We start from the raw sequence: 23,408 nt of genomic DNA, 5'->3' as shown, positions 1-23,408 counted from the left end.
ACGTTCGCTCTGGGCTGACCGGAGATGAGGACGCCCCTGTCACCACGGGTTCGCCGCCTCCAGCCTACGGCGGCCGACCGCTCACCGTGGCGGTCACCGGCGCGGCCGGTGTGCTGGGTGAGCGGGTCGCCGCGCGGCTGGTCGCCTCGCCATCGGTACGCAAGGTGCTGGCGGTCGACGACCGCCGCGGCGAGGTGCCCGGCGCCCAGTGGCGGGTGCTGGACATCCGCGACCCGGCGGTGGCCGAGCGGCTGGCCGGGGTGGACGTGGTGGTCCACCTGGCGATGGACCTGGGCATGGAGTCGGACCCGCGTGCCCGGAGTGCGTACAACGTGCGGGGCGCGCAGACGGTGGTGACCGCCGCCGCGGCCGCCGGTGTGCACCGGGTGGTGCTGTGCACCTCGGCGATGGTCTACGGGGCCCTCGCGGACAACGAGGTGCCGCTGGCCGAGGACTCCGAGCTGCGGGCCACCGAGGAGGCCTCGCTGGTCGGCGACCTGCTGGAGATCGAGCGTCTGGCCCGCCGGGCCCCGCGGGCCCACCCGGGCCTGCAGGTCACCGTGCTGCGGCCGGCCGTGGTGGTCGGTCCGGGCATCGACACCGTGCTGACCAGGCACTTCGAGGCCCCCAGGCTGCTGGTGGTGGCCGGCTCCCGCCCCTGCTGGCAGTTCTGCCACGTGGACGACCTGGCCGCCGCGCTGGAGTACGCGGCGCTCGGGCTGGTCGAGGGCGAGGTGACGGTCGGCTGCGACGGCTGGCTGGAGCAGGAGGACGTCGAGACGCTCTCCGGCATCCGGCGGATGGAGCTGCCGGCCTCGCTCGCCCTGGGCACCGCCGCCCGGCTGCACCGGCTCGGCCTGACCCCGGCCCCGGCCGGGGACCTGGCGTACACCATGTACCCCTGGGTGGTCTCCGGCAGCCGGCTGCACGAGGCGGGCTGGCGGCCGAGCTACAGCAACGAGGAGGTGCTGGCCGAGCTGCTGGCCCAGGTCGCCGGGAAGCACGCGGTGGCCGGGCGCCGGCTCGGTGGCAAGGAGGCGGCGACCAGCCTGGGCGCGGCCGGGGCGACGGTCGCCCTGGTGGGTACCGCGGCGCTGGTCCGCCGGGCCCGCAAGCGGCGACGCTTCTGACCGCCACCCCTGGGATTACCGCGATGCGAAATTTCTCAATCGTGATACGGAAGGCCCTTGTCCTCCGGTACCCGGCATGAGGAATCATGAGGGCATGTCCGAGAACCACGACCCGATCCGCCTGCTCGCGATCCGCGAGACCCCGCTCTCGCTCGACGAGGTCTACGAGGCGGTCGGCGACGACGCGGCCGGCGGCACCACGGTGTTCGTCGGGACGGTGCGCGACCACGACGGCGGCAAGTCGGTCGCCGCGCTGGAGTACAGCGCCCACCCCACGGCCGAGCGCGAGCTGCGCCGGATCGCCGAGAAGATCGTGGCGGACTTCCCGGTTCGGGCGCTGGCGGCCGTGCACCGGGTCGGCCGGCTGGAGATCACGGACAAGGCCGTGATCGTCGCGGTCTCCTGCGCGCACCGGGGCGAGGCCTTCGCCGCCGCCCGGCGGCTGATCGACGACCTCAAGCACCAGGTGCCGATCTGGAAGCACCAGGTCTTCGCCGACGGCGAGGAGGAGTGGGTCGGCGCCGGCAGCTGCTGAGCCGGTCCGTCCCGCGTTCTCCCGCCGCCTCACCCCTTCGGCCGAGTGCCGGGAGCGAGATTCCCCCGTGCTGGTGAGCCGGACGCCGCCGCCGTAACCCGGATGGCGCCGTCGCCGTTCTTCACCGGGCGGCTAATCTGCTCATAGACACGACGAGCTGGGAGTACGGACATGGCTGCGCTCGCCTGGTTGATCATTCCGGTTGCCGCCCTGCTGCTGGGCACCCTCTGGGCCCTGTGGGCCGCCCGCGCCCCGCGGGCCACCGCCGATCCGGCCTCGCTCGCCGAGCACGAGCGGTTCCGGGCCGCCATGGAACGCAGTACCGCCGCGGACGCCCGTCGCGGTGGCCGGTAGTCCGGCCCCCGCCGCGGCCGGACACCCGCTTCCCGTACTGTCGAGCCATGCCACGCCGCTCCGCGACGATGCTCGCCGCCACCCTGCTGCTGATAGGCCTGCTCTGCGCCTCGGTGGTGATGAAGGTCCCCTACACCGAGATGAGCCCGGGGCCGACGTACAACACCCTCGGCGTGCAGGAGAAGACCGGGGAGCCGGTGATCAGCATCACCGGGCACGAGACCTACCCGACCACCGGTCACCTCAACATGACCACGGTCCAGGTCACCGGTGCCAACTACCAGCCGAGCCTGGTGTCCGCGGTGGTCGGCTGGCTGCGTGACGACGTGCTGGTGGTGCCGCACGACAACGTGTACCCCAAGGGCCAGACCGACCGGGAGGCCCAGCAGCAGAACGCCGAGGAGTTCGCCTCCTCCGAGGACAGCGCGAAGACCGCCGCGCTCACCCAGCTGGGCATCCCGGTCGGCGCGCAGGTGATCGTCGCCTCGGTGGCCGCCGGCGGCCCCTCCGAGGGCAAGCTGCACGCCGGGGACCGGATCCTCGCGGTGGACGGCACCCCGGTGACCACCGCGGCCGGGGTGGCGGAGCAGGTCACCAAGCACAAGCCGGGCGAGAGCACGGTCTTCACGGTCGTCCCGCACGGTGCGGCCGACAGCGACCGCTCCGAGGTGTCGATCACCACGGTCAAGGCGCAGGGCGCCGACCGGGCGATCGTCGGCATCGTGCCGGGGATCGACCACACCTACCCGTTCAAGATCGACATCGGGCTGCAGGACGTCGGCGGCCCCAGCGCCGGCCTGATGTTCGCGCTCGGCATCGTCGACAAGCTCACCCCGGGGGACCTCACCGGCGGCACGTTCGTGGCGGGCACCGGCACCATCGCCGACGACGGCAAGGTCGGGCCGATCGGTGGCATCCAGATGAAGCTGATCGCGGCCCGCAACAAGGGCGCCCAGTACTTCTTCACCCCGGCCGACAACTGCGCCGAGGCGGTCCAGGGCACCCCCGGCGGCCTCACCCTGGTCAAGGTGGACACCATGGCGGACGCGCTCAAGGCGCTGGACGGGATCCGCTCCGGCCAGACCTCCGCGCTCGCCGCCTGCCCCCGCTGAGCCGGTGGCGGCAGCGGGGGCGGCGAGCGGTCAGGAGAAGGTGGCGAGCAGCGCCTCGGTCAGCCCCGGCACCAGGTCGGGGCCGGTCAGCACCTCGCGGGCGACGTCCTTCTCGCGCAGCCGCAGGGCGATCTCCCGGGAGCCGTCCCGCAGCACCGCCGCGGTGATCCGGACCTCCTGACGGGCCGGGTGGTTGGCCACCCAGTCGGCCAGCTCGGCCTCGGTCGCGTTCTTCGGGCGGCTCTGCTCGGCCCCCGGCGGGAGCATCAGCCGCTCCACCACCAGCGCGCAGCCGACCACCTGGTCCGGCCAGGCGATGGTGCCGAGGAACTTGTCCAGCGCCGTGCCGGCCGGCAGTTCCTCCTGCTCGACCGGGGTGAGGCCGGCGCCCTCGCCGTCGGTCAGGCCGAGCTGCTTGGCCAGCCGCGGGTCGGCCTTGCGCAGCTTGGCGGTGTCCACCAGGGCGAACAGGCGGGCCGGGAGGTCCCAGCCGAGGGTGGCGGCGTACTCGTCGATCTCCAGCGCGGCCCGGGTGAGCGGGGTCGCGGCGGGGGGCAGGCCGGCGGCCTCGGACGGCGTGCCGGAGGGGGTGATGTGGGCATCGGACATGCCCCAATCCTCACATGTGGCCGGGGGGCCGGTGGCCCGCCGGGCCGTCGGCCGGGTCCCGGGGAGGGGCGATCTCGTTCCCGGGCGTGGGAACTCCGGTAAAGACCGATTAAGTTGCACTGGAGTCCGACCCCACACGAAGTCCACGACACAACAGCAGAGGTGCCACCTTGGTATTCCAGATGCCGGATCGCCCGGGCCCGGGGTTCCGTGCCCGAGTCGGCCCGCCCTCCCGTCGCACCAAGGTGCTCCTGCTGACCGCAGGCGTGCTCGCGCTGCTGTTCCTGCTGTTCGTCATGTTCTCCGGTGTCTGGACGGACTGGCTGTGGTTCAAGTCGGTCCACTACTCCTCGGTGTTCACCTCCCAGCTGTGGACCAGGGCGAGCCTGTTCGCGGTCTTCGGCCTGCTGATGGCCGTGATCGTGGGGGCCAACCTCTGGCTGGCGTACCGGCTCCGCCCCCCGCTGGCCGCGATGTCGGTGGAGCAGCAGAGCCTGGACCGCTACCGGATGGGCGTCGCGCCGTACAAGAAGTGGCTGCTGGTCGGCGTCTCGCTGCTGATCGGGCTGGTCGCCGGCGCCGCCGCTTCCGGTCAGTGGCGGACCTGGATGCTGTGGACCAACGAGACCCCGTTCGGGGTCAAGGACAGCCAGTTCCACCTGGACGTCTCCTTCTACGCCTTCGAACTGCCCTGGTACGAGTTCCTGCTGGGCTTCGCGTTCAGCGCGGTGATCGTCTCGCTGCTGGCCTCGCTGCTGGTGCACTACCTGTACGGCGGCCTGCGGCTGCAAGGCCCGGGCCGCCGGGCCAGCGCCGGCGCGCAGGGCCACCTGGCCGTGCTGCTCGGCGTGTTCGTGCTGCTGAAGGCGGTGGCGTACTGGCTGGACCGGTACGCGCTCGCGGTGAAGTCCGGCTCCTACAAGGGCGTGGACGGCTGGACCGGCCTGCGGTACGTGGACGCCAACGCCTTCCTGCCGGCCAAGAACATCCTGTTCTTCGTGGCGATCATCTGCGCGCTGCTGTTCTTCCTGACGCCGATCCGCCGCACCTGGGCGCCGGCCCTGATCGGCTTCGGCCTGATGGCGCTGTCCGCGGTGCTGATCGGCGGCGTCTACCCGGCGATCGTGCAGCAGTTCCAGGTCAAGCCGAACGAGCAGGCCAAGGAGACGCCGTACATCCAGAAGAACATCGACGCCACCCGCCAGGCGTACGGCATCGCCGACAGCCAGACCCAGAGCTACGACCCGAAGGGCACCACCAGCGCCGACGCGCTGAAGCCGGACGCCCAGACGATCGCGGACATCCGCCTGCTGGACCCGAACGTGGTGGCGCCGACCTTCCAGCAGAACGAGGCGCTGCGCAAGTACTACGCCTTCCCCAAGACCCTGGACGTCGACCGCTACGGCAGCCAGGACACCGTGGTCGGCGTGCGCGAGCTGGACCTCGGCGGGGTGCAGCAGCGCAACTGGATCAACGACCACTTCAAGTACACCCACGGCTACGGCCTGGTCGCGGCCAAGGGCAACCAGGTGGACGGGCTGGGCAACCCGGTCTACACCGAGTCCTCGCTGCCGACCACCGGCACCCTCGGCGACTACCAGCAGCGGGTCTACTACGGCGAGAAGAGCAGCACCTACTCGATCGTCGGCGGCACCAACGAGGAGATCGACTACACCTCGGAGTCGGGCGCCGCGGAGACCTACAAGTACACCGGCGGCAGCGGCGTCTCGCTGGACAACCCGCTGACCCGGGCCGCCTACGCGGTGAAGTTCGCCGAGCCGCAGATCCTCTACTCCGGCGCGATCGCCGACGGCGCCAAGGTGATCTACGACCGCACCCCCAAGGAGCGGGTGGAGAAGGTCGCGCCGTGGCTGTCGATCGACGCCGACCCGTACCCGGTGGTGCAGGACGGCAAGCTGGTCTGGGTGCTGGACGGCTACACCACCTCGGACGGCTTCCCGTTCTCCTCCAAGACCACCCTGGGCGACGTCACCAAGGACTCGCTGACCGACCAGCGCGGCCGCACGCTGACCGCCGTCAACACGGTCAACTACATCCGCAACTCGGTGAAGGCCACGGTCGACGCCTACACCGGCGAGGTCACCCTCTACCAGTGGGACGACGCCGACCCGGTGCTGAAGACCTGGATGAAGGCCTTCCCCGACACGGTCAAGGCGAGGAGCGAGATCCCCGCCGCCCTGATGCCGCACCTGCGGTACCCGCAGGACCTCTTCAAGGTGCAGCGCGACCTGCTCTCGCAGTACCACATGACCGACGCCAGCGGCTTCTTCAACGGCACGGACATCTGGCAGGTGCCGGTCGACCCGACCACCAACACCGGTGAGGTCCAGCCGCCGTACTACCTGACCGTGCGGATGCCCGACGCGCAGGCGGCCAGCTTCTCGCTGACCACCAGCTTCGTGCCGAGCGGGCGGGACAACCTGGCCGCCTTCATGGCGGTCAGCGCGGACCCGGGCCCGGACTACGGGAAGATCCGGATCCTCAAGGTGCCGAGCGGCTCCGGCGCGCTCGGGCCCAAGCTGACCCAGGCGAAGTTCAACTCCGACCAGTCGGTGGCCAACCAGCTGACCCTGCTGCGCACCGGCACCGACTCCGACATCGAGTACGGCAACCTGCTGACCCTCCCGGTCGGCGGCGGCCTGCTCAACGTCGAGCCGGTCTACCTGATCGGGCGCGGTGCCCGGGTGCCGGTGCTGAAGAAGGTCCTCGCGGTGTACGGCAACGACAACGTCGCCCTGGAGGACACCCTGGAGAAGGCGCTCGCCAAGGTGTTCGGCAACGCGGCGGCCGGCACGCCGACCACCCCGACGGCGCCGACCACGCCGACGACGCCCGGCACCACCACGCCGACCACGCCGACCACCCCGGGCACCGCGGCCGACCCGGCGGTCACCAAGGCCATCCAGGACGCCCAGAAGGCGTACAACGACAGCCAGGAGGCGCTGAAGAACGGCGACTGGGCCAAGTACGGCGAGGCCCAGAAGGCGCTCCAGGACGCGATCAACCGGGCCGCCGCGGCGCAGCAGAAGCCCGGCTCCACGCCGGCGCCGGCGCCCTCGCCGAGCGCCCCCGCCTCGCCCGCGCCGACCGCCTCGCCCTCGCCCGGCAGCTGAGCTGCGGCAACCGATTGATGATCTGCCCCGCGTCCGTGCTACTGTTCAGTCACCGACGCGGGGTGGAGCAGCTCGGTAGCTCGCTGGGCTCATAACCCAGAGGTCGCAGGTTCAAATCCTGTCCCCGCTACTCAGTAGCAGAAGGCCCGGAGGATCAGATCCTCCGGGCCTTCGCCATGAGTGGCCAAAGGGGTGATCAACTCCGGTACGATGCCTGACCGGGGTTTGTGGGGGGCATGTGTCGGGAAATCGACAAAGCGCTGAAGCAATCTCGCCGGGCTTCGGCCCCGCCCCGCCAAATTCGGCCGGGGCAGGTGTACGCGGGTTGCGGGTGATGCGACGATGGAGCACATGGGGGACGCGGTACGGCCGTTGACGGGTCGTCGACTCACCCACGTCCCTGGGGGACGATGCCGCAGCACTCTGGGGGAGCGGGAGTCGGCATGAAGCTGATCGGCAGGAACGAGCGAGGAGCGGGAGCCGCGGCCGACCGCGGCGCGCACCAGGGTGTCGACCACGGTATCGAGGCGGACACCGAGGGCTGGGCGATCGGCCCCGACGACACGCACACCGCCCTGCCCGCCCAGCGCGCCACCGCCCGCACCGCCCCGAGGTCCGAGGGCTACGGCCCGGAGAGCCTGGTGCACGTCTCCGCCCAGCAACTCGTCGACGCCATCGGCTCCTACGCGCCCGGCTCGGCGCCCACCGCGGCCGACCCCGGCAGCGATGCCGACCCGGACGCCACCAGCTTCGAGAGCGCGCTGGCCGCCCGGGAGCAGGCCGCCCTGGAGTCCCGCCACCGCCGGGCCGCGGACTCGGGCGACGCCAACGCCGCCAGCCAGCTCGGCGCGCTGCTGCTGCGGCGCGGCGACCTGGCGGACGCGGAGCCGTACCTGCGCGCCGCCGCCGCGGCCGGGCTGCGGGCCGCCGCCAACAACCTCGGCGTGCTGCTGCACCAGCAGGGCCACCGGGCCGAGGCCGCCCAGTGGTGGCGCCAGGCGGCGGTGGCCGGCAGCGCCCCGGCGGCGCACGCGCTCGGGCTCCAACTGCGCGACCAGGGCGAGGAGGAGGCGGCCGAGTACTGGCTGCACTTCGCGGCCGAGCACGGCCACCCGCTCGGGGCCTACGCCCTGGGCGATCTGATGGAGCATCGGCGCGACGTCCGGGCCGAGCGCTGGTTCAAGGCCGCCGCCGACGCCGGGCACCGGGAGGCCGCGTACCGGCTGGCCCGGATGCGGGAGGCCGCCGGCGACAAGGAGACCGCGGAGACCTGGTACCGCACCGCCGCCGCGCGCAGCCACGCCCGGGCGGCGCTGCGGCTGGGCGTGCTGCTGGAGGAGCGGGCCCAGGAGGATCCGGCGCTGGTCGAGGAGGCCGCCCGCTGGTACCGGCAGTCCGCGCAGAACGGCGAGGCCCGGGCGGCCTGCGCGCTGGGCTTCCTGCTGCGCGACACCGGCGACCTGACCGCCGCCGCCGAGTGGTGGCAGGAGGCCGCCGAGGCGGGCGACGGCACCGCGGCGAACGCGCTCGGCGCGCTGCACGCGAGCCGGGGCGCCTCGGCCGAGGCCGAGCGCTGGTACCGGATGGCGCTGCAGGCCGGCGACCACAACGGCGCCTTCAACCTCGGGCTGCTCTGTGCCGGGGCCGGCCGCGAGGCGCAGGCCGAGCAGTGGTACCGCCGGGCCGCCTACGCCGGGCACCGGGAGGCCTGCAACGCGCTGGCCGTGATCCTGCTCCAGCGCGGGGACGAATCCGGGGCCGAGCCCTGGTTCTCCAAGGCCGCCGAGGCCGGCAGCGTGGACGGCGCCTTCAACCTGGGCGTCCTGCACGCCGGGCGCGGCGACCAGCAGCAGGCGCACGAGTGGTACGCGCGCGCCGCCGCCGAGGGGCACGGCGAGGCCGCGCTCCAGCTGGCTGTGGCCCAGGAGCAGCGCGGCCACCTGACGGCCGCGCTGGAGCGCTACCGGCAGTCGGCGGCCGGCGGTTCGGCCGAGGGCGCGTTCCGGCTGGCCTCGACGCTGGACCGGCGCGGCGACGCCGACGCGGAGGCCGAGCACTGGTACGCCACGGCGGCCGACGCCGGGCACCGCCGGGCCCAGGTCCGGATGGGCGTGCGGGCCGCCGAGCGGGGGGCGCTGGAGATCGCCGAGAGCTGGTACCGCCGGGCGGCGGAGGCCGGCAGCCGGAGCGCGGCCTTCAACCTCGGGCTGCTGCTGGCGCGTCAGGACTCGGATGCCGAGGCGGTGCTCTGGTACACCCGGGCGGCCGACGCCGGGCACGGGCGGGCGGCGCTCCGACTGGCCTTGCTGGCGCTGCGCCGGGGCGAGCCGGTGCAGGCGGAGAACTGGTGCCGCCGGGCGGCGGAGTACGGGCCGGCCGAGGTCGCCGAGCGCGCGGGGCGCCTGCTCGGGGCGTTGAACGCCGAGCTCAGCGCCTGAGGCGGAGCTCCGCAGCGGGCGCCGGACGCCCCGTCAGGGGCGGGCGCAGTCCGGGCACAGGCCGCGGTAGGTAATCTCGGCGCCCGAGATGACAAAGCCGAAGCGCTCGGTGGCGGGCAGCGCGGCGAGTGGATCACCCTGGGGGTGGACGTCGCGGATGGCGCCGCAGCCGGAGCAGACCAGGTGCTGGTGCGCGTGGTGGGCGTTGGGGTCGTACCGCTTCGCCCGGCCGTCGGTGGCGACCTCCAGCACCTCGCCCAGGCCGACCAGTTCGCCCAGCGTGTTGTAGACGGTGGCCCGGCTGATCTCGGGCAGCCGCTCGACCGCGCGGGCGTGCACCTCGTCCGCGGTGAGGTGGACGTGCTCGCCGTCGAGGACCTCGGCCACGACGCGCCGCTGCGAGGTCAGCCGCCAGCCGCGGGTCCGGAGTCTTTCCAGCAGGTCACTCATGGCCCAAGGGTAAGGCACGCTCTTAACCAGGATCCATTCTTGACTTGGACAATGTCCAAGCTAGGATCGATTCGTCACGACCGGACCACGCGGAGGCACGCCATGACCACCCAGGACCACCTGCGGCCCACCCTCACCACGGAGGCCGGCGCACCGGTCGCCGACAACCAGCAGACCGAGACGGCCGGCCCGGGCGGCCCGGCGCTCGTCCAGGACCAGCAGCTCTTCGAGAAGCTCGCCCACTTCAACCGCGAGCGCATCCCGGAGCGCGTGGTGCACGCCCGGGGCGCGGGCGCGTACGGCACCTTCACGGTGACCGCCGACGTCACCCCGTACACCAGGGCGACCTTCCTGTCCGAGGTCGGCAAGCAGACCGAGACCTTCCTGCGGTTCTCCACCGTGGCGGGCAACCTGGGCTCGGCGGACGCGGTCCGCGACCCCCGCGGCTTCGCGCTGAAGTTCTACACCGAGGACGGCAACTACGACCTGGTCGGCAACAACACGCCGGTCTTCTTCATCAAGGACGCCGTCAAGTTCCCGGACTTCATCCACACCCAGAAGCGCGACCCGTACACCGGCTCGCAGGAGGCGGACAACGTCTGGGACTTCTGGGGCCTGTCGCCCGAGTCCACCCACCAGGTGACCTGGCTGTTCGGCGACCGCGGCATCCCCGCCACGCTGCGCCACCTGAACGGCTACGGCTCGCACACCTACCAGTGGCAGAACGAGGCCGGCGAGCACTTCTGGGTCAAGTACCACTTCAAGACCGACCAGGGCATCCGCAACCTCACCCAGGCCGAGGCCAACGCGCTCGCCGGCGAGGACCCGGACAGCCACCAGCGCGACCTGCGCGAGGCGATCGAGCGCGGTGAGTTCCCGAGCTGGACGGTGCAGGTGCAGATCATGCCCGCCGCCGACGCCGCGACCTACCGCTTCAACCCGTTCGACCTCACCAAGGTCTGGCCGCACGCGGACTACCCGCCGATCGAGATCGGCCGCCTGGAGCTCAACCGCAACCCCGACAACGTCTTCGCCGAGGTCGAGCAGTCGATCTTCTCCCCGGCGCACTTCGTGCCCGGCATCGGCCCGTCCCCGGACAAGATGCTCCAGGGCCGGCTGTTCGCCTACGCGGACGCCCACCGCTACCGCGTCGGCATCAACGCCGACCACCTGCCGGTGAACCGCCCGCACGCCACCGAGGCGCACACCAACCACCGGGACGGCCACCTCTACGACGGCCGCCACGGCCGCCGGAAGAACTACGAGCCCAACAGCTTCGGCGGCCCGGTGCAGACCGGCCGGCCGCTCTGGTCGGCCCTCCCGGTCACCGGCGCCACCGGCACCCACGAGGCGCCCTCGCACAGCGAGGACGACGACTTCGTCCAGGCCGGCACCCTCTACCGGCTCTTCTCCGAGGAGGAGAAGCAGCGCCTGATCGCCAACCTGGCCGGCTTCATCGCCAAGGTCTCGGCCGACCGCGAGGACATCGTCGAGCGCGCGATCGACAACTTCCGCCGGGCCGACGCCGACTACGGCCGGCGCCTGGCGGAGGCCGTGCGCGAGCTGCGCAAGCAGAAGTAACGGCCGCTCAGCAGCCGCGGGCCCGGGCGCAGCACCGCTGCTCCCGGGCCCGCGACCGTCTCGTGACCGCCGCGTCAGGTGCCGGACGTCGGGCTCAGACGCTGAGCCGGCGCAGCGTCTCCTCGTGCAGCAGCCCGTTGGTGGCCACCGCGTCCGCGCCGTTCGGCCCGTCGTAGCCGTCCAGGCCGGTGAACCGGCCGCCCGCCTCCTGCACCACGATGCACGGCGCCGCCATGTCCCACAGGCTCAGCTCGGGCTCGGCCGCGATGTCCACCGCGCCCTCGGCGACCATCATGTACGACCAGAAGTCCCCGTACGCCCTGGTACGCCAGCAGGCCCTGGTCAGGTCGAGGAACGGGTCGAGCCGCCCGCGCTCCTCCCAGCCGGTGAGCGAGGAGTAGGAGAAGGAGGCGTCGCCGAGGTCGGCCACGCCCGACACCGAGATCCGGCTCGCCTTGGCCAGGCTGCGCCCGGCGTACGCGCCCAGCCCCTTGGCCGCCCACCAGCGGCGGTTCAGCGCGGGGGCGGAGACGATGCCCACCACCGGCTGCAGCTCGCCGTCCACGCCCTCCTCCAGCAGCGCGATCAGGGTGGCCCAGACCGGCACCCCGCGGACGTAGTTCTTGGTGCCGTCGATCGGGTCGATCACCCAGCGCCGCGGGCCGGTGCCCTGCAGGCCGTACTCCTCGCCGAGCACCGCGTCGCGTGGCCGGGCCCGCTGGAGCACGCTGCGCACCAGCTCCTCGGCGGCCTTGTCGGCGTCGCTCACCGGGGTCAGGTCGGGCTTGGTCTCGACCTTGAGGTCCAGTGCCTTGAAGCGCTCCATGGTGATGGAGTCGGCCGAGTCGGCGAGGACGTGGGCAAGTCGGAGATCGTCGTGGTAGTCGGCCATGCCCGAACGATAGCGAGCCGCCCGGCTTCCCGGCACCACGGCTCGCACAGCGGACGGGACCGATCCGATGGTCGGATCAGTGCCCGCTGCCGCTGATCTGGAGGCCCACCACCCCGGCGATCACCAGGCTGATCGAGATCAGCTTCAGGGTGCTGCTGGACTCGTCCAGGAAGACCATCCCGTACACGGCGGTGCCGGCCGCGCCGATGCCGGTCCACACCGCGTAGGCGCTGCCCACCGGGAGGTACTTCAGCGAGAGGGTGAGCAGCCCGAAGCTGCCCAGCGCGAAGGCGCAGAACGCGACCGTGGGCCAGAGCTTGGTGAACCCGTGGCTCAGCTTGAGGTTGACCGCGAAGCCGGTCTCCAGCAGACCGGCGAGGATCACCATGGCCCATGGCATCGAGCTGACTCCCTGCCACCTGGTGGTGCCGGACCGGACGGTCCGACCTTCTTATGATCACCAGGGTGGCGGCCCCTGACACCTCCGACCGGCCGAACGGTGTTCGGCCGGGGTCAGTCCCCTTCGCCCGCCTCGCGGGTGGAGAGCAGCCGGCGCAGCGAGTACAGCCGGGCCGGATCGGCGTGGCCGTCCGCCACCCAGGCGTCCAGCGCGCAGTCCTGCTCGTCGTGGCTGCAGGCGCGGGGGCAGTCGACGGTGCCGGGCTCCAGGTCGGGGAAGGCGAGGATGACCCGGGACGGGTCGATGTGCGAGAGCCCGAAGGAGCGGAAGCCCGGGGTGTCGATCACCCAGCCCGGGTCGAGCGCCTTCTTCGAGCCCGGCTTGGCCCCGGGCGGCGGCGGCAGCCGCAGCGCCAGCGCCGAGACGGTGGTGTGCCGGCCGCGGCCGGTCACCGCGTTGACCACGCCGGTGGTCCGCTGGTGCTCCGGCACCAGCGCGTTGACCAGGGTGGTCTTGCCGACGCCCGAGTGCCCGATGAAGACCGTGGAGCGCCCGCGCAGATGCTCGCGGACCGCCTCCGCGCCCGCCGTGGCCAGCTCGTCCCGCCGGGTCACCACGTACTGGATGCCCAGCGGGGCGTACGACTCCAGCAGCGGCGCGGCCGGGGCCAGGTCCGACTTGGTGAGCACCAGCAGCGGCTCCATGCCCGCGTCGTACGCGGCGACCAGGCAGCGGTCGATCAGCCGGGGCCGCGGTTCCGGGTCGGCCAGCGCGGTGACGATGGCCAGCTGCTGGGCGTTGGCGACCACGATCCGCTCGTACGGGTCGTCGTCGTCGGCGGTGCGCCGCAGGACGGAGCTGCGCTCCTCGACCCGGACGATCCGGGCCAGCGTGTCCGGCTCGCCGGAGAGGTCGCCGACCACGTTGACCACGTCGCCGACCACCACGCCCTTGCGGCCCAGCTCGCGCGACTTCATCGCGATGACCTGGCGCTCCTGCTTGGTGCCCGCGTCCACCAGGCAGGTCAGCCGGCCCCGGTCCACGGTGAGGATCATCGCGTCGGCGGCGTCCTCGTGCTTGGGCCGGATCCGCGTCCGCGGCCGGGAGCCCTTGCGGCCCGGGCGGTTGCGGATGTCGTCCTCGTCGGCGTCCTTGCCGTAGCGGCGCATGCTGTCCTACTTCCCGTCAGCTCTGGCCCAGCAGGTCGGCCCACATCTGCGGGAAGTCCGGAAGGGTCTTGGCGGTGGTCGCCACGTTCTCCACCTCGACGCCCTTGACCGCGAGGCCGAGCACGGCGGCGGCGGTGGCGAGGCGGTGGTCCTCGTACGTGTGGAAGACGCCCCCGTGCAGGGTGCGCGGGCGGATCCGCAGGCCGTCCTCGGTCTCGGTGACGTCGCCGCCGAGGTCGTTGATCTCCTTGGCCAGTGCGGCCAGCCGGTCGGTCTCGTGCAACCGCAGGTGGGCGATGCCGTAGAGGTGCGACTCGGAGTCGGCCAGCGCGGCCACGGCGGCGATCACCGGGGTGAGCTCGCCGACGTCGTGCAGGTCGGCCTCGATGCCGTGGATCCGGCCGGTGCCGGTGAACTCCAGGCCCTCGTCGGTGAAGCGGCAGCTGCCGCCCATCCGGGTGTAGATCTCGCGCAGCTGGTCGCCCGGCTGGTAGGTGTGCTTCGGCCAGTCCCGGACGGCCACCCGGCCCCCGGTGACCAGGGCGGCGGCGAAGAACGGGGCGGCGTTGGAGAGGTCCGGCTCGACCACCAGGTCACGGCCGATCAGCGCGCCGGGGGTGACCCGCCAGACGTCCTTCTCGCCGCCGTCCTCGGGGGCGTCCACCTGGCCGCCGGCCTTGCGGACCATGTCGACCGTCATCCGGATGTGCGGCAGCGAGGGCACGCTGCCGCCGATGTTCCGGATCTCCACGCCGTTGTTGTAGCGGGCGCCGGAGAGCAGCAGGGCGCTGATGAACTGCGAGGAGGAGGAGGCGTCCAGCTCCACCGCGCCGCCGTCCAGCGAGCCGGTGCCGTGCACGGTGAGCGGGAAGCCGCCGCGCCCGCCGTCGTCGATCCGCGCCCCGAGGGCGCGCAGGGCGTCGATCACGCCGTGCTGGGGGCGCTCGTAGCTTCGGGGGTCGCCGTCGAAGTGCACCGCGCCGTCGGCGAGCACCGCGAGCGGGGGCAGGAAGCGCATCACGGTGCCGGCGTTGCCGACGTCCACCTGGGCGGGGCCGCGCAGCCGGCCGGCCGGGATGACCCGCCAGGCCTCGCCGCCGCCGGTGCCGCCGCTGGCCGCGTTGACCGTCTCCTCGATGCCGACGCCGAGCGCGCGCAGGCCGTCCGCCATCAGCTGCGAGTCGCGGCTGCGCAGCGGGCGGCGGACCCAGCCCGGGCCGTCGGCGAGCGCCGCCAGCACCAGCGCGCGGTTGGTCGCGGACTTGGAGCCGGGGATGGTCACGGTCGCATCGACGGTGGCGGTGGCGACGGGGGCGGGCCACAGGGAGTCGGTCATGCGGCAAGTCTAGGGGTGGTGGGTGTACCCGCCGGTGCGGTGCCCGGGGCGTGCCGGGAGCGGCTCAGCGGGCCGGCCACTCCAGCAGCCAGCCGCCGCCGATCAGCAGGCAGACCAGCGAGACCACCAGGAACAGCGCCACCCACAGCAGCGCGCCGACACCGGTCAGCCGGGCCAGCTGGTCGGCGTCCGAGTCGGGGGCCCCGCCGTACCGGCGCTTGCGCTGGAGCTCGACCACCGGCCGGACCCCGGCCAGCAGCAGGAACCAGACGCCCAGGTAGGCGAAGGCGGCCTGGAGCTGGTCGCCGCCGTACCAGGAGACCAGCACGAAGGCGGCCCCGGTGACCACCACGGAGAGCACCCCGAAGGCGTTCCGGATCATGATCAGCATGCCGGCCAGCAGCAGGATGGCGATCCACAGCAGCGCGGTGATCCGCCCGGTGGCCAGCAGCGCGGCCCCGCCCAGGCCCAGCAGCGAGGGCGCGGTGTAGCCGGCCGCCGCGGTGAGGATCATGCCCGGGCCGGTCGGCGGCCCGGAGGAGAGGGTCAGCCCCGAGGTGTCGGAGTGCAGCCGGATGCCCGACAGCCGGCGCCGGGTGAGCAGCGCGACCAGGCCGTGCCCGCCCTCGTGCGCGATGGTCACCACGTTCCGGCTGAGCCGCCAGGCCGGGCCGGGCAGGACGGCGAGCAGGGCGATCCCGGCGGCGGCCAGCGCGAGCCAGCCCGGTGGCAGTGGCTGCGGGTCCACCACCCGGTGCCACACGTCCGCGTAGTCCATCCTCACCACCCGTCCCTAGGTCCACTGCCGGAGCGGCAGCCTCCCATGCCAGGACGGCCCGGCGATAGCGTCCGGTTCTGCCGGGGCCGCCGCGACCTCGGCCGGCCCGGGTGCCGGCCCGACCGGCGGAAGATCGCCGTGCCGAACGGGCGGGCGTGGCAAGCTGATCCCCATGTGCGGTCGATTCGCCTCCTCCACCAAGCCGGAGGACCTGGTCGAGATCTTCGGGGTGGGGCAGTGGGATCCCGCCGAGACGCTCGCCCCGAGCTGGAACGTGGCGCCCACCGATCCGGCGTTCGTGGTGCTGGAGCGCACCCCCAAGGGCGGCCGCGCGCCGGTGCGCCAGCTGCGGGTGCTGCGCTGGGGCCTGGTGCCCGCCTGGGCCGCCTCCCCGGACACCGCGGTCAAGATGATCAACGCCCGGGCCGACACCGTGCACGAGAAGCCGGCCTACCGTCAGGCCTTCGCCTCCCGCCGCTGCCTGGTCCCGGTCGACGGGTACTACGAGTGGCAGTCGATACCCGGCGCCAAGGGCAGGGCGGGCAAGCAGCCCTACTTCGTCTCCCGGGCCGACGGCGGCGTCCTCGCGCTGGCCGGCCTGTACGAGTTCTGGCGCGACCGCACCGTGCCGGGCGACCACCCGGATGCCTGGCGGGTGACCTGCACCATCGTCACCACCGAGGCGGAGCCGCTGCTCGCGCCGATCCACGAGCGGATGCCGCTCTTCCTCGACCCGGGCGGCTTCGACGCCTGGCTCGACCCGGCCCGCACCGACCCGGACGAGCTGCGCGGCCTGCTGGTGGCGCCCGCCCCCGGCGTGCTGCGGGTGCACCCGGTGGGCACCGCCGTCGGCAGCATCCGCAACAACGGCCCCGAGCTGGTGCGCGAGCCGACCGACGAGGACCGCACCACCCTCTTCTGACCCCGACCCCGGAGCCCCGCGTGCAGACCCTGGTCCCCACCCCCGCCGGCGACGCCCGGATCACCCTGTTCGAGGCAACCGGCCGCCCGTGGGCCCGCCTCGCCCTCGGCCACGGCGCCGGCGGCGGCGTCGAGGCGGCGGACCTGCAGGCGCTCGCCGCCGCGCTGCCGCCGCTCGGCTTCACCGTGGCGCTGGTCGAGCAGCCCTGGCGGGTGGCCGGCAAGAAGCTGGCCCCGCCCCCCAGGACGCTGGACGCACTCTGGCTGCCGGTGGTCCCGGCGCTGGCCGAGGACGGTGTGCCGCTGTTCGTCGGCGGGCGCAGCGCGGGCGCCCGGGTGGCCTGCCGGACCGGCCTGGCGAGCGGCGCCGCCGGCGTGCTGGCGCTGGCCTTCCCGCTGCACCCGCCGGGCCGCCCGGAGAAGAGCCGGGCCGAGGAGCTGCTGGGCACCGGCCTGCCCACCCTGGTGGTGCAGGGCGGCGCGGACACCTTCGGCACGCCCGCCGAGTTCCCGGCGCTGCCGGCCACCCACCGCCTGGTCGAGGTGCCGCAGGCGGGCCACGGCTTCAAGGTGCCCAAGCGCGCCGCGCTCGGCGGGCCGCAGACCCTCGCCCTGATCACCGACACGGTCGGCGGCTGGCTGGCGGAGGTGACGAAGGCCTGACGGCGTGACCCTCCGTGGCCGGGAATGCGGACCGGTGTCCGATGGTTGACCCCACCGTCAGCAGAGTCCCGGTGGAAGGTGGCCCAGCCCATGGGTTCGATCGCGTGCCCCGAGCGGCCGGAGGAGCGAGCGGTGCCCGGTGCCCTCGTCCCCGACTGGTCACAGTGGCTTGTCGCGGGCGAGAAGCCCGTGAGCCCGATATCCTCCATCTCGGGTCCGCCTGCTGTGGGTCGGGCCCGCACTGCCGAGGAGGTGGGTCCGGTCGCCGCGACCGATGACGAGTCCGTACCGGAGGTGGGCGGTCCTGGCGAGGGCCTGCCCGAGGGCGAGGCGCTCTCCGGTGACGAGCTGGCCGAGGCGATCGGTGAGGACACCTTCCGGGTGTCCGCGGACGAGAGCGAGGAGGCCCGGCGCGACCGCTTCGAGCGGGACGCGCTGATGTACCTCGATCCGATGTACTCGGCCGCGCTGCGGATGACCCGCAACCCGGCCGATGCCGAGGACCTGCTGCAGGAGGCGTTCGCCAAGGCGTACGCGTCCTTCCACCAGTTCCGCGAGGGCACCAACCTCAAGGCGTGGCTGTACCGGATCCTCACCAACACCTTCATCAACTCGTACCGCAAGAAGCAGCGCGAGCCCCAGCGGACCGCGGCGGAGGAGATCGAGGACTGGCAGCTGGCCCGGGCCGAGTCGCACATGTCGACCGGTCTGCGCTCGGCGGAGGCCCAGGCGCTCGACCACCTGCCGGACAGCGATGTGAAGGACGCCCTCCAGGCGATCCCGGAGGAATTCCGCATCGCGGTGTATCTCGCGGACGTCGAGGGCTTTGCCTACAAGGAGATCGCGGACATCATGGGTACACCCATCGGTACGGTGATGTCCCGACTGCACCGGGGCCGCCGCCAGTTGCGCGGCATGCTGGAGGACTACGCCCGTGACCGCGGGCTCGTCCCGGCGGGCAGTGGAGCAGGGCAGGAAGCGAAGGGCGCGGGCTCATGAGCTGCGGCGATCCGCACGACACCGAGTGTGGCGAGGTGCTCGACCACCTCTACGAATTCCTCGACAACGAGATGGCCGAGGGCGACTGCGCCAAGCTGCGGGTGCACTTCGAGGAGTGCTCCCCCTGCCTGGAGAAGTACGGTCTCGAACAGGCGATCAAGGCGCTGATCAAGCGGTCCTGCGGCTGCGACGACACGCCGGTGGACCTGCGGACCAAGGTGCTGGCGCGGATCGACTCGATCCGGGCCGGCCAGCGGGCCGCGGCGGCCGCCGCGGCCACGCAGGCGTCCGACGGACCGGCGGCCGGGCACGGCGCCCCGGCGACCGCCGCCGCCGAGTAGCACCGCGCCTCTCGCGCGCACGGGCCGGCCCGGGGATCCCCCGTGGCCGGCCCGCGCCGTTCGGCGAGGTCGGCGGGTGGGGTCAGCAGGGGCCGTCGTCGGCCCAGACGCCCCACTGACCGCTGGCGGTCGGCACCTCGTTCAGGGTCCACCACTTGGCGTGGTAGTTGTGGCCCTGGTACGAGACCTTGTTGCCGTTGGTGTAGGTGGTGGTGGCGCTCCAGGCCGGCTGGGTGCAGACACCCTGGGTCGGGCTGTGGCTCGGACTCGGGCTGGTGGGCGGCGGGCTGCTGGGCGGCGTGGTGGGCGGGGTCGCGCCGGCGAAGCGGACCGTGAACTTGGTGAAGTCCCAGTCGTTCTGGGCGACGCTGGAGCAGGAGCCGGACAGCCCGGGGTCGACCGTGCCGGCGCACTGGCGGTCCCGGTTGACGGACCAGTAGGTGTAGCGGGCCAGCTTGTGCGCGGTGGCGAAGTCGAGCACGGTCTGGAAGTCCGCCTGCCGGAAGTACTCGGCGGCGTCGGTGCGGCCGTTCATCAGCGAGACGCCCTCGTGGGCGTAGGCGGTGGCCTCGTTCCAGCCGAAGGTGGTCTGCAGGATCTGGTTGAACTTCACCAGCGCGTCGGTCTGGGCGGCCGCCCCGTTGAAGCCGCCGTCGAACGGCATGATCGAGAAGTTGTTCGGGGTGAAGCCCTGGGACTTGGCCTCGTTCAGCATCTGCGTCCCGAACCAGCCGGTGCCCGCGTTGGTGCCGGCCGTGGTGATCGACACGTACAGGCCCGGGTTGTCGCGCTGCAGGATCCGGGCGGCGCCGATCTCGTTGTGGATCGCCGCCGTGTTCTCGTACTCCGGCTCCTCCAGGTCGAAGTCGATCGCCTTCAGCTGGTACTTGGTGATCACCTTCTGGTACCCGGCGGCGGTCGCCTCCGGGGTGCCGCAGCCCTGGCCGAGCTTGTTGCCGCCGTAGCCGCCGACCGAGACGGAGACGTCGCCGCCCTTGGCGCGGATCTTCTGGATCACCGCGGGCATGGCGGTGTCGGTGTCGATCGAGGAGGTGCCTCCCCAGGCCGGCCGGCAACCGCCGGCGTCCAGGATGAAGGCCAACTGGAAGGCCTTCTGCCCGGTCGCGTCCATCACGGCGGCCGGGTCCGGCGGGCTGTTGTCCTCGGGCATCAGGTACGGCGCCGAGGCGTACCAGTTGCTGCCCAGCGCATCGGTGGCGGCGAGCGCGTCGGTGCCGGCCGAGAAGGCCACGACGCCTCCGGCGAGCAGGCCGAGGGCGGCGGTGGCGACGACGGCCACGGTGCCCCGGCGGCGTCGGTGCCGACCGGGTACGGGGGAGCGGAGCCGGTTTCGTTCCATGGGGGAACCTCTCCGAGCGGGGGTGTGGGGGACCGCCCCGCACGCGGGACGGCGGGTGGCGGGTGGCGCGGTGCGCGGGGTGCGCGGCCCGGACGCGGACCGGGCTGCTCCATAAAATGGACTGGACCACATCCGGGGGTCAAGAGCGCGGCCAAGGCTTGGGCTTCTCTTAAGGTGCGGCTCGGGTACGAGCGGTCAACTGCTCGGCCGGGGCGGCTGTTTCACTCGTTCGGGTGAGCTGAGGTGGTGGCGACGGCGGCAATCCCGCATCGTGCGTCCGAGCCCTCCGGCCGCGCCCTATCCTCCTGACTGGCCCTCACGTCAGATGGGCGGAGCGCGGGGTGGGGAGGCCGGTATCACCAGTGATCGCGACCGGGAGGCCCTGCCGCCCGCGGTGGCAGGATGCGTCGTCGCGGTGCTCGCCGTCGCCCTCTGCTGCCTGCTGCCCCTGCTGGTCGCCGCACCGGCGCGCTGGCTCGGCGGGCCGGTCGACCTCCGGCGGCTGGTCCCGCTCGCCCTGCTGCACCTGTGCCTGGAGTCGATCGCCCAGGGGCTGCCCACCCCGTGCGCCCGGATCTGGCGGCTGCTGCGCCGTCGCGACCAGGACCCGGTGGAGCCGGCCGGGCGTCCCGGCAGCAGCTTCCTCCCGGTGCTGTTCGCCGGGGTGCTGATGCTCCCGCCGGCCGCCGCCGCGCTGATCGCGGTGCCGGCCGCGCTGGTCGGGCGGACCGCACCGCCCCGGGGGCCGCGCCGGCTGTGGAACGCGGCGCAGCTGGCGATCGCCGCCTTCGCGGCGGCCGTGGCCTTCCACCTGCTCGACGGGCCGAGGCTGCTGGCGGGCTGCCACTTCCCCGGCGCGGCGCTCGGCGCCTGCGCCGCGGTCCTGCTGTTCTGCCTGGTCAACGGCGTGCTGGTGGGCTGCATCCGGTGGCTCGCCGGCTGCGGGTCGGCGCTCGGATCGCTCCGCGAGCTGGGCGCCTGCCTGGCGCCCGCGCTGCTGCACGGGGCCGGCGGGCTGATGGTCGCGGTGCTCTGGCAGGGCTCGTACGGGCCGCTGGCGGTGCTGCTGGCGCTGCTGCCGCTGTCGATCTCGGCCTGGGTCTGCGCCCAGGCGTCCCGCGAGCAGGCGGCCCACCGGGCCACCGTGCAGGCGCTGGTGCAGGCGGTGGAGATCAAGGACGCCTACACCCGCGGTCACAGCGAGCGGGTGGGCCGGGCCTCGGTGCTGATCGCCCGCCAGCTCGGGATGGCCGAGGAGCGGATCCGCACCCTGCACTTCGCCGGCACCCTGCACGACGTCGGCAAGCTCGCGGTCGCCACCGAGCTGCTGCGGCGCAACGGCCCGCTCAGCGAGGCCGAGCGGCGGGCGGTCGAGGTGCACCCGGTGGCCGGCTTCGAGCTGGTCCGCGAGCTGGCCTTCCTCGGCGAGGCCCGGGACGGCATCCTGCACCACCACGAGCGTCTGGACGGCCGCGGCTACCCGGACGGGCTGTCCGGCGCCCGGATCCCGGAGTTCGCCCGGATCATCTCGGTCGCCGACGCCTTCGACTCGATGACCTCCACCCGCTCGTACCGGCGCGGCCGCCCGGTCGACGAGGCGGTGGCCGAGCTGGGCCGGTGCGCGGGCAGCCAGTTCGACCCGGTGATGGTGCGGGCGCTGGTCCGCGCCCTGGCGGAACACGACTGGCAGGTCGAACCGGCCCCGCCCGGCGGCTGGGACGGCGAGGTGCCGGACATCCCGCTCGGCGTGCCCGAGCCGACCCGGCCGGGGCCCGGCCGGCGCTCCCCGGTCTCCTCCGGCGGATCGCCGTGACCGGCACGGCGCCCGCGGTGCTGTACGGGGCGGCGGCCGGACTCTTCGGGGCGGCCCTGCTGCACAGCGCCCTGCACGGCCTGGCCGAGCCCACGGTGGCGCTGGCCTTCGTCGGGCTGGTCGCGGTCGGCGAGTGCGTCCGGGGTGTGCTGCCGGGCGACCGCGAGCAGGCGCCGGTGGCCGCCGCCGCGGCCCTCGCCTACGCGCTGCTCGGCCCGCTGCGCGGGCTGCCGACCTCGCACGGCGCCTTGCAGGTGGTGACGGTGGTCGGGCTCGGCACGCTGGCGGGCGCGCTGCTGCGCCGGGCGGTGCGCGGCGGCCGGCGGCGGTCCGATCCGTGGGTGCCGCCGGCCCGGGCGGACGCGGCGGCCCGCAGGCTGCTGACGGCGGCCTTCGCGGCGGTGCTCTTCCAGCCGCTCTACAACAGCGGGGCGATCGACCGGCTGCCGCTGACCGGTCCCGGCTACGGAGCGTTCCTGATCGTGCTGGCCGCGCTGGCGGCGCTCTGCGACGCGGCCCTGGCGGCCGTGCTCCAGTACTCCAGGACGGGCGGGCGGTTCGGCACGGTGCTGGAGGACGAGCTGCGCTCGCTGGCCGGGATCGGCACGGCGATCGTGGCCACCGGGATGCTGCTCAGCCTGCTGGCGGGGGAGGTCGGGCTGTGGGCGCTGCCGCTGCTGTGCACCCCGCTGCTGCTGGCCCGGGCGGCCTTCCGGCGGGCGGCCGCGGCCCGGGCGACCACCGGTCAGACCATCGAGGCGCTGGCCAGGGCCACCGAGGTGGCCGGCTACACCACCCCGGGGCACGCCCGCCGGGTGGCCGACACCGCGTGCGCGCTCGGCCGCGAGCTCGGGCTCGGCAGCCGGGAGCTCGCCCTGCTGGAGGACGCCGCGCTGATGCACGACATCGGCCAGCTGTCCCTGGTGGAGCCGGTGCCGGGCGGTGCCACCGCCCTGCTGCCCGCCGAGGAGCAGCAGCGGATCGCCCGGCTGGGCAGCGAGGTGATCCGGCGGACCGGGGTGCCCCGGCAGGTCTGGCAGCAGGTGGCCAGGCTGGCCGACCCCGGGCGGCTGCCGGACGGCCGGCCGGACCACTCGCTGCCGGTCGCCGCCCGCATCATCCGGGTCGCCAACGCCCACGACGACCTGCTGACCGCGGCCCGCAGCGCCGGCCTGCCGGAGGTGGCCGGGCGCCTGGAGGCACTGGAGCGGCTTCGGCTGGAGCGCGGCCGGGCGTACGACCCGGTGGTGCTGGACGCCCTGGTCAGAGTGGGTGGCGCGGTGCCCGGCGGGGCGCCCGGCAGCGCCGGCGGGCCGTACTGAACGGCCGCGCGGGAAGCGCGCGTCACGGGTGCCGTGGTTGGATGCGGTCGTGGCGGGAACACCCGAGGCGG

21 protein-coding genes and 1 tRNA gene are annotated in these 23,408 nt (G+C 73.5%); 14 read left to right on the top strand and 8 right to left on the bottom strand.

Annotated elements, in window-relative coordinates; all coding sequences use genetic code 11:
* Nucleotides 1-86 precede the first annotated feature (86 nt).
* From AB0K43_RS23070 to AB0K43_RS23055, 4 genes are all read left to right on the top strand, one after another.
* A complete protein-coding gene (locus AB0K43_RS23070; protein ID WP_363642640.1) occupies nt 87-1,130 on the top strand; it encodes an NAD-dependent epimerase/dehydratase family protein in 1,044 nt (347 codons plus the stop codon).
* Nucleotides 1,131-1,224: 94 nt separating this feature from the next.
* On the top strand, nt 1,225-1,665 hold the full coding sequence (locus AB0K43_RS23065; protein WP_363642638.1) for a molybdenum cofactor biosynthesis protein MoaE: 441 nt from the start codon (nt 1,225-1,227) through the stop codon (nt 1,663-1,665).
* Between the two features lie 171 nt (nt 1,666-1,836).
* On the top strand, nt 1,837-2,019 hold the full coding sequence (locus AB0K43_RS23060) for a hypothetical protein (protein WP_363642636.1): 183 nt from the start codon (nt 1,837-1,839) through the stop codon (nt 2,017-2,019).
* A gap of 47 nt (nt 2,020-2,066) precedes the next feature.
* Entirely contained in the window at nt 2,067-3,131 is a 1,065-nt protein-coding gene (locus AB0K43_RS23055) for a PDZ domain-containing protein (protein WP_363642634.1), read from the top strand.
* 30 nt (nt 3,132-3,161) lie between these two features.
* Here the strand turns inward: AB0K43_RS23055 and AB0K43_RS23050 are convergent, their stop codons facing one another.
* Nucleotides 3,162-3,740: a PPA1309 family protein gene (locus tag AB0K43_RS23050; RefSeq protein ID WP_363642632.1), complete on the bottom strand. Its 579-nt coding sequence runs from the start codon at nt 3,738-3,740 to the stop codon at nt 3,162-3,164.
* A gap of 182 nt (nt 3,741-3,922) precedes the next feature.
* Between AB0K43_RS23050 and AB0K43_RS23045 the strand changes: the two genes are divergently transcribed.
* The 3 genes from AB0K43_RS23045 to AB0K43_RS23035 all read left to right on the top strand — a co-directional run bounded on the left by AB0K43_RS23045 (nt 3,923) and on the right by AB0K43_RS23035 (nt 9,312).
* Nucleotides 3,923-6,874 carry a UPF0182 family protein gene (locus AB0K43_RS23045; RefSeq protein WP_363642630.1) on the top strand — a complete coding sequence of 984 codons (2,952 nt, stop codon included), beginning with the start codon at nt 3,923-3,925 and terminating at the stop codon, nt 6,872-6,874.
* A gap of 56 nt (nt 6,875-6,930) precedes the next feature.
* Nucleotides 6,931-7,004, top strand: a tRNA-Met gene (locus AB0K43_RS23040).
* A gap of 313 nt (nt 7,005-7,317) precedes the next feature.
* On the top strand, nt 7,318-9,312 hold the full coding sequence (locus tag AB0K43_RS23035) for a sel1 repeat family protein (protein ID WP_363642628.1): 1,995 nt from the start codon (nt 7,318-7,320) through the stop codon (nt 9,310-9,312).
* 33 nt (nt 9,313-9,345) lie between these two features.
* On the opposite strand, the gene AB0K43_RS23030 is transcribed toward AB0K43_RS23035, so the two are convergent.
* Nucleotides 9,346-9,762 (bottom strand): Fur family transcriptional regulator, encoded by a 417-nt coding sequence (locus AB0K43_RS23030; RefSeq protein WP_363642626.1) that lies wholly within the window; start codon nt 9,760-9,762, stop codon nt 9,346-9,348.
* 102 nt (nt 9,763-9,864) lie between these two features.
* On the opposite strand from AB0K43_RS23030, the gene AB0K43_RS23025 reads away from it, so the two are divergent.
* Nucleotides 9,865-11,343 carry a catalase gene (locus AB0K43_RS23025; protein ID WP_363642624.1) on the top strand — a complete coding sequence of 493 codons (1,479 nt, stop codon included), beginning with the start codon at nt 9,865-9,867 and terminating at the stop codon, nt 11,341-11,343.
* Between the two features lie 94 nt (nt 11,344-11,437).
* Here the strand turns inward: AB0K43_RS23025 and hisN are convergent, their stop codons facing one another.
* The 5 genes from hisN to AB0K43_RS23000 form a co-directional block, all read right to left on the bottom strand.
* The gene (gene hisN / locus AB0K43_RS23020; protein WP_363642622.1) at nt 11,438-12,235 is read right to left on the bottom strand and encodes a histidinol-phosphatase; all 798 of its coding nucleotides are present in this window, start codon (nt 12,233-12,235) and stop codon (nt 11,438-11,440) included.
* 76 nt (nt 12,236-12,311) lie between these two features.
* A complete protein-coding gene (locus AB0K43_RS23015; RefSeq protein WP_363642620.1) occupies nt 12,312-12,635 on the bottom strand; it encodes a multidrug efflux SMR transporter in 324 nt (107 codons plus the stop codon).
* Nucleotides 12,636-12,748: 113 nt separating this feature from the next.
* On the bottom strand, nt 12,749-13,804 hold the full coding sequence (gene rsgA / locus AB0K43_RS23010) for a ribosome small subunit-dependent GTPase A (RefSeq protein WP_363642618.1): 1,056 nt from the start codon (nt 13,802-13,804) through the stop codon (nt 12,749-12,751).
* Between the two features lie 16 nt (nt 13,805-13,820).
* Nucleotides 13,821-15,140, bottom strand: coding sequence for a 3-phosphoshikimate 1-carboxyvinyltransferase (gene aroA, locus AB0K43_RS23005; RefSeq protein WP_363642616.1), 1,320 nt, complete (start codon nt 15,138-15,140; stop codon nt 13,821-13,823).
* A gap of 64 nt (nt 15,141-15,204) precedes the next feature.
* The gene (locus tag AB0K43_RS23000) at nt 15,205-15,918 is read right to left on the bottom strand and encodes a M50 family metallopeptidase (RefSeq protein ID WP_363642614.1); all 714 of its coding nucleotides are present in this window, start codon (nt 15,916-15,918) and stop codon (nt 15,205-15,207) included.
* A 172-nt stretch (nt 15,919-16,090) separates the two neighbouring features.
* Here AB0K43_RS23000 and AB0K43_RS22995 point away from each other — a divergent pair, with 172 nt between their 5' ends.
* The 4 genes from AB0K43_RS22995 to rsrA all read left to right on the top strand — a co-directional run bounded on the left by AB0K43_RS22995 (nt 16,091) and on the right by rsrA (nt 18,842).
* Nucleotides 16,091-16,840: an SOS response-associated peptidase gene (locus AB0K43_RS22995; protein WP_363642612.1), complete on the top strand. Its 750-nt coding sequence runs from the start codon at nt 16,091-16,093 to the stop codon at nt 16,838-16,840.
* 20 nt (nt 16,841-16,860) lie between these two features.
* Nucleotides 16,861-17,502 carry an alpha/beta family hydrolase gene (locus AB0K43_RS22990; RefSeq protein ID WP_363642610.1) on the top strand — a complete coding sequence of 214 codons (642 nt, stop codon included), beginning with the start codon at nt 16,861-16,863 and terminating at the stop codon, nt 17,500-17,502.
* Nucleotides 17,503-17,754: 252 nt separating this feature from the next.
* Entirely contained in the window at nt 17,755-18,501 is a 747-nt protein-coding gene (locus AB0K43_RS22985; protein WP_363642608.1) for a sigma-70 family RNA polymerase sigma factor, read from the top strand.
* Nucleotides 18,498-18,842 carry a mycothiol system anti-sigma-R factor gene (gene rsrA / locus AB0K43_RS22980; RefSeq protein ID WP_363642606.1) on the top strand — a complete coding sequence of 115 codons (345 nt, stop codon included), beginning with the start codon at nt 18,498-18,500 and terminating at the stop codon, nt 18,840-18,842. The genes AB0K43_RS22985 and rsrA overlap by 4 nt, the downstream gene beginning before the upstream one ends.
* An 82-nt stretch (nt 18,843-18,924) precedes the next feature.
* Here the strand turns inward: rsrA and AB0K43_RS22975 are convergent, their stop codons facing one another.
* Nucleotides 18,925-20,202: a carbohydrate-binding protein gene (locus AB0K43_RS22975; RefSeq protein WP_363642604.1), complete on the bottom strand. Its 1,278-nt coding sequence runs from the start codon at nt 20,200-20,202 to the stop codon at nt 18,925-18,927.
* A gap of 415 nt (nt 20,203-20,617) precedes the next feature.
* Here AB0K43_RS22975 and AB0K43_RS22970 point away from each other — a divergent pair, with 415 nt between their 5' ends.
* Together AB0K43_RS22970 and AB0K43_RS22965 are read left to right on the top strand one after the other, a co-directional pair.
* Nucleotides 20,618-22,015 (top strand): HD-GYP domain-containing protein, encoded by a 1,398-nt coding sequence (locus AB0K43_RS22970; protein ID WP_363642602.1) that lies wholly within the window; start codon nt 20,618-20,620, stop codon nt 22,013-22,015.
* The gene (locus tag AB0K43_RS22965) at nt 22,012-23,337 is read left to right on the top strand and encodes an HD domain-containing phosphohydrolase (RefSeq protein ID WP_363642600.1); all 1,326 of its coding nucleotides are present in this window, start codon (nt 22,012-22,014) and stop codon (nt 23,335-23,337) included. The genes AB0K43_RS22970 and AB0K43_RS22965 overlap by 4 nt, the downstream gene beginning before the upstream one ends.
* Nucleotides 23,338-23,408 lie beyond the last annotated feature (71 nt).

Origin of the sequence: Kitasatospora sp. NPDC049258 (assembly GCF_040678895.1) — a bacterium.
Taxonomy (GTDB): Bacteria; Actinomycetota; Actinomycetes; order Streptomycetales; family Streptomycetaceae; genus Kitasatospora.
Note: the sequence above shows the minus strand (reverse complement) of the source record. Positions and strands in the feature narration are given on the sequence as shown.

Coding starts and splice junctions, on each gene's coding strand:
- AB0K43_RS23060 (WP_363642636.1), top strand. CDS start 1,837: ATGGCTGCGCTCGCCTGGTTGATCATTCCGGTTGCCGCCCTGCTGCTG.
- AB0K43_RS23055 (WP_363642634.1), top strand. CDS start 2,067: ATGCCACGCCGCTCCGCGACGATGCTCGCCGCCACCCTGCTGCTGATA.
- aroA (WP_363642616.1), bottom strand. CDS start 15,140: ATGACCGACTCCCTGTGGCCCGCCCCCGTCGCCACCGCCACCGTCGAT.
- AB0K43_RS23000 (WP_363642614.1), bottom strand. CDS start 15,918: ATGGACTACGCGGACGTGTGGCACCGGGTGGTGGACCCGCAGCCACTG.
- AB0K43_RS22975 (WP_363642604.1), bottom strand. CDS start 20,202: ATGGAACGAAACCGGCTCCGCTCCCCCGTACCCGGTCGGCACCGACGC.
- AB0K43_RS23045 (WP_363642630.1), top strand. CDS start 3,923: ATGCCGGATCGCCCGGGCCCGGGGTTCCGTGCCCGAGTCGGCCCGCCC.
- AB0K43_RS23015 (WP_363642620.1), bottom strand. CDS start 12,635: ATGCCATGGGCCATGGTGATCCTCGCCGGTCTGCTGGAGACCGGCTTC.
- rsrA (WP_363642606.1), top strand. CDS start 18,498: ATGAGCTGCGGCGATCCGCACGACACCGAGTGTGGCGAGGTGCTCGAC.
- AB0K43_RS23035 (WP_363642628.1), top strand. CDS start 7,318: ATGAAGCTGATCGGCAGGAACGAGCGAGGAGCGGGAGCCGCGGCCGAC.
- hisN (WP_363642622.1), bottom strand. CDS start 12,235: ATGGCCGACTACCACGACGATCTCCGACTTGCCCACGTCCTCGCCGAC.
- AB0K43_RS23050 (WP_363642632.1), bottom strand. CDS start 3,740: ATGTCCGATGCCCACATCACCCCCTCCGGCACGCCGTCCGAGGCCGCC.
- AB0K43_RS22995 (WP_363642612.1), top strand. CDS start 16,091: ATGTGCGGTCGATTCGCCTCCTCCACCAAGCCGGAGGACCTGGTCGAG.
- AB0K43_RS23025 (WP_363642624.1), top strand. CDS start 9,865: ATGACCACCCAGGACCACCTGCGGCCCACCCTCACCACGGAGGCCGGC.
- AB0K43_RS23030 (WP_363642626.1), bottom strand. CDS start 9,762: ATGAGTGACCTGCTGGAAAGACTCCGGACCCGCGGCTGGCGGCTGACC.
- rsgA (WP_363642618.1), bottom strand. CDS start 13,804: ATGCGCCGCTACGGCAAGGACGCCGACGAGGACGACATCCGCAACCGC.
- AB0K43_RS23065 (WP_363642638.1), top strand. CDS start 1,225: ATGTCCGAGAACCACGACCCGATCCGCCTGCTCGCGATCCGCGAGACC.